Annotated in this window: 10 protein-coding genes; 6 read left to right on the top strand and 4 right to left on the bottom strand. The window is 63.3% G+C overall.

Features of this window, described 5'->3' with window-relative positions; genetic code table 11:
• Nucleotides 1–219: 219 nt before the first annotated feature.
• From rbr to BN3659_RS11080, 4 genes are all read right to left on the bottom strand, one after another.
• Nucleotides 220–795: a rubrerythrin gene (gene rbr / locus BN3659_RS11065; protein WP_091536987.1), complete on the bottom strand. Its 576-nt coding sequence runs from the start codon at nt 793–795 to the stop codon at nt 220–222.
• Between the two features lie 110 nt (nt 796–905).
• Nucleotides 906–2,189 carry a CapA family protein gene (locus tag BN3659_RS11070; protein WP_224757836.1) on the bottom strand — a complete coding sequence of 428 codons (1,284 nt, stop codon included), beginning with the start codon at nt 2,187–2,189 and terminating at the stop codon, nt 906–908.
• Between the two features lie 7 nt (nt 2,190–2,196).
• On the bottom strand, nt 2,197–2,502 hold the full coding sequence (locus BN3659_RS11075) for a DUF4491 family protein (protein ID WP_091537004.1): 306 nt from the start codon (nt 2,500–2,502) through the stop codon (nt 2,197–2,199).
• Between the two features lie 130 nt (nt 2,503–2,632).
• On the bottom strand, nt 2,633–3,985 hold the full coding sequence (locus BN3659_RS11080) for a DcaP family trimeric outer membrane transporter (RefSeq protein WP_091536989.1): 1,353 nt from the start codon (nt 3,983–3,985) through the stop codon (nt 2,633–2,635).
• A 191-nt stretch (nt 3,986–4,176) separates the two neighbouring features.
• On the opposite strand from BN3659_RS11080, the gene BN3659_RS11085 reads away from it, so the two are divergent.
• The 6 genes from BN3659_RS11085 to BN3659_RS11110 all read left to right on the top strand — a co-directional run bounded on the left by BN3659_RS11085 (nt 4,177) and on the right by BN3659_RS11110 (nt 11,370).
• Nucleotides 4,177–5,331 carry a metallophosphoesterase gene (locus BN3659_RS11085; protein WP_091536990.1) on the top strand — a complete coding sequence of 385 codons (1,155 nt, stop codon included), beginning with the start codon at nt 4,177–4,179 and terminating at the stop codon, nt 5,329–5,331.
• Nucleotides 5,328–6,404, top strand: a complete 1,077-nt coding sequence (locus tag BN3659_RS11090; protein ID WP_091536992.1) for a dihydrofolate reductase family protein — start codon at nt 5,328–5,330, stop codon at nt 6,402–6,404. The genes BN3659_RS11085 and BN3659_RS11090 overlap by 4 nt, the downstream gene beginning before the upstream one ends.
• A 110-nt stretch (nt 6,405–6,514) precedes the next feature.
• Complete coding sequence (locus BN3659_RS11095) at nt 6,515–7,969, top strand: TolC family protein (protein ID WP_091536994.1); 1,455 nt, start codon at nt 6,515–6,517, stop codon at nt 7,967–7,969.
• Between the two features lie 16 nt (nt 7,970–7,985).
• Complete coding sequence (locus BN3659_RS11100) at nt 7,986–8,972, top strand: HlyD family secretion protein (protein ID WP_091536996.1); 987 nt, start codon at nt 7,986–7,988, stop codon at nt 8,970–8,972.
• 3 nt (nt 8,973–8,975) lie between these two features.
• Nucleotides 8,976–10,154, top strand: a complete 1,179-nt coding sequence (locus tag BN3659_RS11105) for an ABC transporter permease (RefSeq protein ID WP_091536997.1) — start codon at nt 8,976–8,978, stop codon at nt 10,152–10,154.
• Nucleotide 10,155: 1 nt separating this feature from the next.
• The gene (locus BN3659_RS11110; RefSeq protein WP_091536999.1) at nt 10,156–11,370 is read left to right on the top strand and encodes an ABC transporter permease; all 1,215 of its coding nucleotides are present in this window, start codon (nt 10,156–10,158) and stop codon (nt 11,368–11,370) included.
• Nucleotides 11,371–11,427 lie beyond the last annotated feature (57 nt).

Below are 11,427 nucleotides of genomic sequence, written 5' to 3' on the forward strand. Positions count from 1 at the left end.
GAACGGCTGAGCGACATGCAGGCGCAGACCCCGCGAAAGACCTTCGAACGACGTCCCCCCCCTCGCGGAGACCGTCTATCCAAAACGGGCGGAACGGAGAGGCCGCGTGAAATACGATCCGCCGGAAATCGGGCCGCATCCGGAGGGAGCCTCACAAAAAAGAGGCCGTCTACCGCACGGCAGACAGCCTCCCTCTTTCCGGACGGACGGCACCGCCGGCTAATAGTTCTCCTTCTTGGGCTCGAAGTAAGCCTGCGGATGTTTGCAGGCGGGGCAGATCTTCGGAGCTTCGGACGCCTTGCAGACGTAGCCGCAGTTGCGGCACTGCCACCAGATTTCGCCGTCGCGCTTGAAGAAATCGCCGTCCGTGAGGCGGCTCAGCAGCTTGAGGTAGCGCTTCTCGTGCTCGGCCTCGACCGTCGAAATCATCTTGAACGCTGCGGCGATCTCGGGGAATCCCTCCTCCTCGGCCACCTTGCCGAACTCGCGGTAGAGCACGTCCCACTCCTCCTTCTCGCCCTGTGCGGCGGCGAGCAGATTCTCCTGCGTCGTGCCGATCGGACCCGTGGGGTAGCTGGCCGTAATGGTTACCTCGCCGCCTTCGAGGAACTTGAAAAAGCGTTCGGCATGCTCCTTCTCCTGTTCGGCCGTCTCGTTGAAGACGCCCGCGATCTGCTCGTAGCCCTCTTTCTTGGCCTTGCTGGCGAAAAATACGTAGCGGCTGCGGGCCTGACTTTCGCCGGCGAACGCCTTGAGCAGATTCTGCTCGGTCTTGGTTCCTTTGATGCTTTTCATGGCTTTGTAGATTTAATGTGTGTGTGCTTGTCGTTACGGTGCAAAGATACGTAAATCCGCGGGGTTCCTCCAAAGAAAACCCATTGTTTGTTTTTATACGCCCATCGGCACTATTTATACGGTCCGGCGTTCAGAATGAAGCGCGTATCCTCCGCGAAGCGCGCGTATTGCAGCCGTTCGGCGCGAGTCATCGGCACCGTGTCGGCCGCAGGGAGGGGAAGGATGCGGTAGTCGGGCAGCATCACCCACACGGGTACGGCGTCGACGGCCACGCGCAGCGATCCGTCCGGACGCAGCACGACCGTCGCGCGCGCCATGATGCCGCCGTCGCAGTAGCGGCGGCGCTGGTTCGAGACGAAGTTGCCGAGCGAATAGAACACCGCACCGGTCGAGTCGGCCGCATAGGGCTGCACCACATGGGGATGGCTCCCGACGACGAGGTCTGCGCCGCTGCGGCGCAGAAAGGCCGCCAGCCGCCGCTGGGCCTGCGAAGGCTGCCGCCGGTATTCGTCGCCCCAATGGATCAGCACCACCGTGCAGTCGGCCGCGGCCCGCGCAGAGGCGAGGTCCCGGCGCATGACCGCGGTGTCGATCATCCGGACCGCGACGCCCGGCGGCACGGGAATGCCGTTGGTCGAATAGGTGTAGTTGAGCAGTGCGAAGCGGATGCCGCCGGCCGTGAGGATCAGCGGATGATCCCGCCGCAGCGAGAGGCTGTCGGCGAATACGCCCGTATGCCGGATGCCGAGCCGGTCCAGCTCGGCGAGCGTGGTCCGGATGCCCTGCGCGCCGCCGTCGCAGCAGTGGTTGTTGGCCAGCGCACAAACGTCGACACCGGCTGCGCCCAGAGCCGCGGCCAGCGAAAGGGGCGAACGGAAACAGGGATAGCCGGCATAGTCGCCCGATGCGGTGAGCGTGGTTTCGAGATTGACGGCCACGAGGTCCGCAGCGGCGAAATAGGGCGCCACGCCCTCGAAAACGGACGTATAGTCGTGCGTCCCGTCCGCACGGCGGGCGGCGAACACCTGCGGAAGATGCTGCATCACGTCGCCCGCGAACAGAAGACGCGCCGTGCGCGGCGGCAGACAGGGCGGTCGCGCATCCCCCTCGCCGATGCAGCGGGGCCACTCTCCGGGGGCACCGGCCCCTTCGCGGGGCTGCGCAGGCCGGAACGGACCGACCGCAGCGCCGTCCGCGGCGAACGGGCGGAACAGGCCGGGGCACTCCGCCGCACGGCCGGACCTCTCCGCAGAGAGGCTGCACACCGGAAGGTGCGGTGCGCGGGCCCCCGCGGTCGTGTGCGGAGGCGGAGCTCCGTCCGTGCAGGCAGGCAGCATCCACGCGGCGCAGCAGGCGGCGGCTGCCATGGTCCTCAAACGCCGAAAGCGTCTCATGGGGCCGCTATTTTTTCCGTCGGGGATTCTCGGGGAACCATCCCTTCGCCACGCGCCTGCGCTGCTCGAACAGCTCGCCGATCGACCAGAACGACGAGGCGCCCCAGACGGCCAGCAGCGTGGACCACAGGATGTGGCGCACGGCGACGGAGCCGGCGACGGCGGCGATGCCCATCACGAGAAAGAACCACCAGCAGCGTACGCCGAAATAGTATTCGCCCTTCGTTACCATCGGGTGGAAGAGACCGATAATCAGAAATGTGGCCACGCCGATGACGAGGCCCGAGAGATTGTATTGCGCAAGAAATTCCATATCGTTCGCATTCGACGGCTGCGGCGCACCCGCTCCGCTCCGCGGGTCCGCCGCCGACAAAGATAATAAAAAAATACGGGCAACTCCCCCTCGGAGCCGCCCGTATCGGCTGCGACTGCGGCTTCTGCCGTCAGAAGTTGTACTGCACCATCATGTTGGCACGGTTGGCGTGGTTCTTCAGGCCGTCCATGTTCTCGCGCGTGCCGTAGAGGTACTCGACGCCGAACTTGCAGCGCGGGGTGATCTTGACGAACATGTTGCCGAAGATGTACTCGCCCGTGCGGTACTCGTCGTTCGAATAGAAACCGTTCTTCTTGCACACTTCGACCGTCGAATAACCGCCCGAGAAGGAGACGCGGCGCGAGAGGTTGATCTGTGCGGCGGCCTGCCAGCCGTACATCGGCATGGTCTGCAAGTGGGTGGGCCAGCCCGGAACGGGCGTGAAGTCGAGACCGGCACCGGCCAGATCCTGAATGTAGGGAGTGATGCCCTCGCCGTAAACGCCGTTGAAGAAGAGGTCGAGCACGCGGGCTACGCGGATGTGGCCGCTGGCCTGTACGCCCCAGCCGAACTGCGACGTGGTGTAGTTCTTGTCGAGGTTGCGCTCGTACATGTTGCGGAACACGGCCGATGCGCGGATGTGGCTCTGGCGGTCGGGACCCCACATGACTTGCAGGTAGACGGGGAAGTCGGGCATGCGCTGCGGAACGGGAGCCGCATATTCGCCGTAGGTGCCGCTCACTTTGGGCATTTCGGCCGCCACGCCGAACTTCATGCAGTCGTTCCAGAAGCTCTTCTCCCAGCGGACCATCGTGGCGAAGTGGAGATTATAGGCGTTGGGACCCTGAAAGTCGATCGTGTTGGGCGCGGCCAGCAGGTCGGTGAAGGTCGAGATGTCGCGGCCCAGCGTGAAGCCGAGGAACGAAACGTAGGCCGAACGCAGACGAGGCGTATAGCTGTTGCGCGCACCGCCGCGGAAGTCGCCGTCCACATACACGACCACGCGGCCCAGCGCACGGGTGTTGGCGATGGCTTTGAGGTACAGACGCGAGGTGGTCGCGTCCATCATCAGTTTCTGGTCGGTGGCGTAGTTGCGCGTCATCGGAATGTCGGCCGGAATGAAGTCGATGTTGTCGACGATCCCTTCGAAATCGTACCCCACGCGCATGTTGATGTAGCCGCCCACGGCGAACGAGAACTTGTTGTTCTTCGTCGTGAAGATGAATTGGGGCTTCTCAGCCTGCTGGAAACCGGCGCGGTGCGTATCCCTGTAATCCTGAATGGCGCTGGCTGCCGCCAAACGGTTCAGCTCGGCCGCTGCAAGTGCCGGACAACCGCAGTCTTCGACGGTCTCCGTCTCGTTCACCGATATGAGGTAAACGGTCGGCGAGTACTCATCATTCGTACCTTTGCCCGTGTTGTTCTGGGCCGCGGCCGAGGAGGCAACTAACAGAGCCACAATTAAAAGTCTAAATGTTTTCATACGCTTTTGATTTGATTTGGTTTTTTTGTAACAACTTGCTTATGTGATCTATTTTCTTTTTGTAACACAGCCAGTTAATATTCAAACCCACATGAAGCAAGTAATATGCCAAAGAAACCCGCACGATATTTGATTTTCCGGGGCGAGGCATTTTTTACTATCTTTGCGGGTACCTTATATTCATACAGGATATGATCCGGATCGTCATCGCACTCAGCCTCCTCGTCGGAGCGCTCGATTTCCGCTACTACCGCCGACGCATGCGAAGCCGCAGGCGGGGCGTGCGCGTGCCGTTCATCGTCTTCGCCGCGGCGACGGACCTGCTGCCGCTGATCGCCGGCGGGCTGTTCGGGCTGCTGCCGGACAACTCGACGGCGACGGTCGCCGCCGCCATGTGGCTTTTCTACGTCTATCTGCTGACGGTCCTGCCGCGGCTGGCCTTCTACTTTTTCCAGCACTTCGGGCTCGCACGCACGGGCGCAGCCGCCGCAGGGCTCACGGCCGTGCTTCTGGTCTGGGGCGCGGTCTATGCCCGCACGAGCTACGCGGTCAACGAGGTGGAAGTCCGTTCGGAACGTCTGCCCGAAGGGTTCGACGGGCTGCGGATCGTCCATTTCTCCGACCTGCACATCGGGACGCTCGTGCACCCCGAACGCGAAATGAAACGGCTCGTGCGGACCGTCGACGCCCTGCGGCCCGATCTCGTCGTCTTCACGGGCGATCTGGTGAACATCCGCTATACGGAGCTCGATTCCGCGGCCATGCGGATCCTCTCGCAGCTGAGGGCTCCGCTGGGGGTGGTGTCCAATATCGGCAATCACGACACGGGCGTCTACGTCAAGGATACGCTCGCCCTGCCCGTCGAAGTCAATACCGACAGCCTCGTCGCCCGCCAGCGGCGGATGGGATGGCGGCTGCCCGACAACGAGACGGAATACCTCGTCCGCGGCGGCGACACGATCACCCTCTCGGGGATCTCGTTCGATCCGGCCTTCCGCCGGGAACGACACGACCGAAACGTCGGCATGAACATCGGGGCGACCTATGAAGGCGTTTCCCGCACACCTTATAATATTACGCTTTCGCACCTGCCTCAGCTCTGGGACCGTATCCGCGAACTCGGCTACGGCGACCTCACGCTCTCGGGGCACGTGCACGCCATGCAGATCAAGGCCCGCATCGGCAAATGGCGGTTCTCGCCGGCCCGTCTCTTCTACAAGCGGTGGAGCGGACGCTACGACGAGGAGGGGAGCACGCTCTACATCAACGACGGCATAGGCTATGTCGGCTTCCCGATGCGGCTCGGCGCCTATCCCGAAATCACGGTAATCACCCTCAGACGATGAAAATCCATCTCTCCGCCGCGACGACGGCCGACGGCGCACTCGACGACCGCTCGGCCGGGCGGCTGCGCATCTCCACCGACGCGGACTGGGCCGCGGTACAACGTCTGCGCGCACAGTGCGACGCCATCCTCGTGGGGGCCGGGACGGTCCGCCGCGACAACCCGCGCCTCGTGATTGCGGACACCGTCCTGCGGACCGAGCGCTCGAAAGAGGGGCGCGGACCCGATCCGGCGAAAGTTACCGTTACCCGCACCGGCTGTCTCGACCCGGCATCCCGCTTTTTCACCTGCGGCGAAGGGCGGAAGATCGTCTTCTCGGAGACGGCGCTGCCGCACTTAGAAGGAGCCGCCGAGACGGTGGTCGCGGAGCGGATCACGGCGGCGCGGATCGCCACCGAACTGGAGAAGCGGGGGATCGGGTCGCTACTGGTCGAAGGCGGAGCCGAGATCCTGCGGATGTTTCTCGCCGAGGGGATGGCCCACACGCTCCGTCTGGCGGTCAACCCCGCACTCCGGGTCGCCGATGCCGCGGCTCCGCACTTCCCGTTCGACGCGATCCGCACCGGAACGCCGTGCCGCACGGAGAGGCTCGGCGGAATGGAAGTACGCCGCTATACGTTCCGGCCCGATCGGAGCGAAGAGGACCTCCGGCTGCTGCGCGAGGCGGTGGAGCTCAGCCGCCGCTGCACGCCGTGCCGCAGCTCCTACTGCGTGGGAGCGGTGATCGCGACGCGCGACGGACGCCGCTTCGGCGGCTACACCCACGAGACGTCGCCCACGCACCACGCCGAGCAGGAGGCCGCAGCCAAGGCACTCGCCGCCGGAGCCGATCTGCGCGGCGCGACGATCTACTCCTCGATGGAGCCCTGCTCCACGCGCAGCAGCGAACCCGAGAGCTGCTCGGAGCTGATCCTGCGGCACGGCATGGCCCGCGTGGTGTTCGCCCTCTACGAACCGGACTGTTTCGTCTCGTGCCGCGGAGCGCTCGATCTGCGCGAACACGGCGTGGAGGTGGAGGTCTATCCCGAACTCGGAGACGAAGTCCGTGCAATCAACGGACACCTGAAGGGGTAAAAAACGGCTTTTCTTCGTCCATTTTAGGATAATATTGTCCTAAACGACCTGTCGACTGCGCAACATACGACGAATCGTTTTATCTTTGTTTGCCAATACGGAAACGAACTATGAAACGATCTGCAAAAATAGGAGTTGCGGCTCTGCTGCTCGTCTCGCCGCTCGCTGCGGCGGCACAGCAGGACGTGCAGCTGCTGACCTTCGATGAGGCTCTGACGATCACCTGCACCAACAATCCGGCGCTGAAAGCCGCGGCCTACGAGGAGCGGGCCGCCGAACAGGAGCGCCGCGCGGCGATCGGACTGCGCATGCCTCAGATCAATGTCGCGGGTGCCTACACCTATCTGGGAAAGGACATCGGAGCCGATCTCAACGACCTGAAAGGCCCCGTGAACAAACTCGCGGGCGACATCCTGAACAGCGGCATCGTCCCGCCGGAACTGATCCCCTCGATTCAGGGGCTCATCGGCCCGATCCTCGGCGCCGACTGGTTCCTCAAGGTGCAGGACCGCAGTCTGGGATTCGTAGGCGGCGAAGTAACCGTCCCGATCTACTTGGGCGGCAAGATCAATGCGGCCAACCGCGCCGCGCGCATCAGCCAGCAGACGGCCGAGGCCGCAGGCGCGCAGACGCGCAATGCGCTGGTCTCGGAGCTGGTCGAGCGCTATTTCGGTCTGGCGCTCGCAGCGCAGGTGGTCGAAGTGCGGCGCGAAGTCGTGGAGGGCGTGCGCAGCCACCTGCGCGACGCCGCGGCACTCGAAGAGAACGGCATGATCGCATACAGCGAACGGCTCTACGTCGAAGTCAAAATGGCTGAAGCGGAACGCGAGCTGGAGAATGCCAAATTGCAGTTGCAGACCATTTCCAGCGCATTGAAGAACACGCTCGGCACGGGGGAGGGCGCCTATCGCCCCATAACGTCGATGTTCGTGCTCACGCAGCTCGAAGACGCCGCCTACTACAAGGCGCTGGCGGCCGACCGCAATCCGCTGCTGACGCAGGTCGAACTGAAAAGCCGCCTCGCCGAAGAGGGCGTGAAGGCCCGACGTTCGGACTTTCTGCCGCAGGTGGTGGCCATGGGCGGCGCTTCGTTCTACAACTATCAGGTTACGGGCATCCTGCCGCGCTGGGCCGTGGGCGTGGGGGTCAACCTCAAGATTTTCGACGGACTGAACCGCGAGTACAAGTATTCGGCGGCCCGGCAGACCGTGCGCCGCGTGGACGCCCTGCGCGACAAGGCGGCCGAAGACATCGCGGTGCTGGTCGAGAAACTCTACAACCAACTGAACAACTATGCCAATCAGATCGTCTCGATCGACTCGTCGATCGCCTTCGCCGAGGAGTATCTCAAGGTGAAGAACGCCGCATTCCTCGAAGGCATGAGTTCGTCGTCGGATCTGATCGACGCCGAACTGAATCTGGCCAAGGTGCGCACCGAGCGGATGCAGGCAGCCTTCAACTACGATCTGACGCTGGCGCAGCTCCTCGAAGCCGCAGGCATCAGCGACGAATTCACGTCCTACATCCGCCGGGCCGACGCCCGCCGGATCGCATTCGAACAGTAATAAATTCAGATCGCATATGAAAAAGAGCAACATCATCGGAATCATCGCGGCCGCGGCGGTCATTGTCGTCTCGGTCCTGCTCATCGGCCGGTATCTTCGCAAACGGACGCCCATGCTGATTCAGGGTACCGTGGAGTGCACCTCCTACAAGGCTTCGTCGAAGGTCCCCGGACGCATCGACGGCATGAAGGTCGAGGAAGGCCAGCACGTCGAGAAGGGCGAACTGCTCTACACGCTCTCGACGCCCGAACTGGAGGCCAAACTCCGGCAGGCCGAGGCCGTGAAGAGCGCCGCGTCGGCCCTCGACCAGAAAGCCCTCACCGGAGCCCGCTGGCAGCAGATCGACGCCGCCATGAGCCTGTGGCAGAAGGCGCAGGCGGGGCTCGAACTGGCGCGGAAGACATACGAACGGGTAAAGAACCTCTACGCCGAGGGGGTCGTGCCGGCCCAGAAACTCGACGAAGCGTCGGCCAACTACAACGCCATGCTCGCCACGGAGCAGGCGGCCAAAGCGCAGTACGAACTCGTGCGCGACGGCGCCAGCAAGGAGGACAAGGAGGCCGCGGCCGCACAGGTGCGGCAGGCCGAAGGCGCCGTCAGCGAGGTGGAGTCCTACATCGGCGACGCCATGGTCTACTCGCCCGTAACGGGCGAAGTCTCGACGGTCATCGCCGAAGAGGGCGAACTGGTCGGCAGCGGCTACCCCGTGGTGGCCATCCTCGATCTGAGCGACCAATGGGTAACGTTCAACATCAAGGAGACGCTGATGCCGGCCGTGAAGATCGGCGTCCGCATGAGCGGCTACGTGCCGGCGCTCGGCCGCGACGTGGAGTTCGAAGTAACCTACATCGCCGTGCAGGCCGACTTCGCCACATGGGCGGCGACCCGCACGCAGGGCGGATTCGACATCCGCACCTTCGCCGTGAAGGCCAAACCCACGGCACCGGCCGAAGGACTGCGTCCGGGCATGAGCGTCATCGTCGATTGGGATAAAATAGGGTAGCGGATGCGGCGTTTTCTGCACGATACGTATGCGGTCCTGCACCGCGAACTGAGACGGATCGCCCGTCAGCCGATCTACTTCGCGCTGATGGTCGTCCTGCCCGTGGTCTCGTTCGCGTTCTTCGCGCTGCTCTTCAGCCGCGGAGTGGCGCGCGACATACCGATCGCCGTGGTGGACTTGGACCGCACGACCCTCTCGCGCAAGGTAACGCAGATGATCGACGCGACGCCCACGGCGCTCGTGGCCTACGAGGCGCAGGACATGGCCGAAGGCGAACGGATGATCCGCGAAGGGAAAATATCGGCCGTGGTGCTCATCCCCGAATTCTTCGAGAAAAACATTCTGAGCAACAGCCAGACCCATCTCGACGCCTACATCATCGGCACGAACATCACCGTCAACGGCCTGCTGTCGAAGGACATACAGACCGCCGCGACGACCTTCTCGGCCGGCATCCAGCTCCAGCTGCTCGGCAAACAGGGGCTCACCGAACGGCAGGCGGCGGCGCAGCTGATGCCCGTGCGGTTCAACCGGCACGTATTGTTCAATCCCTATATCAATTACGGCTATTACCTCTCGCCGAGCTTCATGCCCATGATGCTGCTCATCTTCACCATCATGGTCTCGATCTTCGCCGTGGGCGACGAACTCAAGCACGGAACCGCGCGCGAGTGGCTCGACACGGGCGGCGGCTCGGTCGCCGCGGCGCTCGCAGGCAAGCTGCTGCCCATCCTCACGACGATGTTCCTCGTCTCGATGGCCATGTTCGTCATCATCTTCAAGGTCGTGGGCGTGCCGCTCAACGGAAGCCTCGGGGTGCTGATGCTCGCCAACCTGCTCTTCGTGGCCGGCTATGCCGCCATCGGCGTCTGCATCGTCTCGCTGCTGAGCAACCTGCGGCTCTCGCTCTCGATCGGCGGCGGATACTCCGTACTGGCGTTCACCTACTCGGGTCTCACGTTCCCGATCATGGCCATGTGGCCCGAAATCCGGATCTTCAGCTGCATCTTCCCGTTCACGTTCTACACGGACATCTGCGTCGATCAGATGCTGCGCGGGGCGCCGGCCGTCTATTCGCTGCCCGATCTGGGCTACATGTCGCTTTTCGTCGTCTTACCGCTTCTGTGTCTGCCGCGGCTCAAACGCATCGGCACCGAAGAAAAATATTGGGGGAGGTTGTGATATGAGCATCGCCCGCAGATTCACACGCCAAACGGCGTCCTACTGGCGGCAGTTCCGCACGGTGGCCGCCAACGAATACCGCACGATCTTCGGCGATGCGGGCGTCCTGCTGATCCTCGTCTTCGCGCTTGTGATCTACTCGACGCTCTACTCGCTGGCCTACGGGCCGCAAGTGCTGCGCAACGTGCCGATCGGCGTCGTCGACGAGTGTCGGACGCCGACCAGCCGCGAGCTGATCCGCACCTTCGATGCGGGACCGAACACCTACGTGGCCTACGAGCCCACCGGAATGGCCGAAGCCGAGGAGCTCTTCTTCGGCCGCAAGATCTACGGCGTGGTCTACATTCCGTCGGACTACGAAAAGCGCCTCTTGGGCGGCGAGCAGGCCAACGTGGCGATCTACGTCGACGCCAGCTATTTTCTGATGTACCGGCAGGTCTTTCAGGAGCTCGTCGCCACCATCGGGCAGACGGGCGCCATGGTCGAATTCCAACGTCTGGTGGCCAAGGGAGCCCAGATACCGCAGGCCATGGCCACGACGCAGCCCGTGATCTACCAGTCGCACAACCTGTTCAACCCCTATCTGGGCTACGGCACGTTCGCCATGCCGGCCATCATCATGGTCATCATCCAACAGACGATGCTCATCGGCATCGGCATGATCGGCGGCACATGGCGCGAATTCGGACTGTACGGCAAACTCTGCCCTGCGGACCGCTCGCGCATGTCGACGCTCCCGATCGTCGCGGGAAAGACGCTCGTCTATGCTTCGATCTATGCCGTAACGACGTTCTACATCCTCGGCCTCCACTACCGGCTGTTCCACTATCCGACGAACGGTTCGTCGCTGACGATCGCAGCCTTCATGGTCCCCTATCTGCTCGCGTGCATCACCTTCGGCATCGCCGTATCGACGCTCTTCCGCTATCGGGAAAATTCGCTGCTGCTGCTCTTGTGGACCTCGATTCCGATGCTGATGCTCAGCGGCATCTCGTTCCCGCGGGAGGCCATACCCGACTGGCTCTACGCATTCGGACAGATCTTCCCGAGCAGCCACGGCGTGAACGCCTTCATCCGCATCCGCTCGATGGGCGCTTCGTTCGAGGAGGTGCTGCCCGAAATACGCGCTCTGTGGATGCTCGTCTTCGTCTACGGCGGTCTGGCCTGCATCGGCATCCACCGGGTGCTTCGGAAAGCGGGGTGCGGAAAGGAGTAGCGTGCTCCGCCCAGCGCCGGCAGAGAGCCGGACCTGCCGCCGGCGGGCGTTCGCGGC

Source organism: Alistipes sp. CHKCI003 (assembly GCF_900021155.1).
Taxonomy (GTDB): domain Bacteria; phylum Bacteroidota; class Bacteroidia; order Bacteroidales; family Rikenellaceae; genus Alistipes; species Alistipes excrementavium.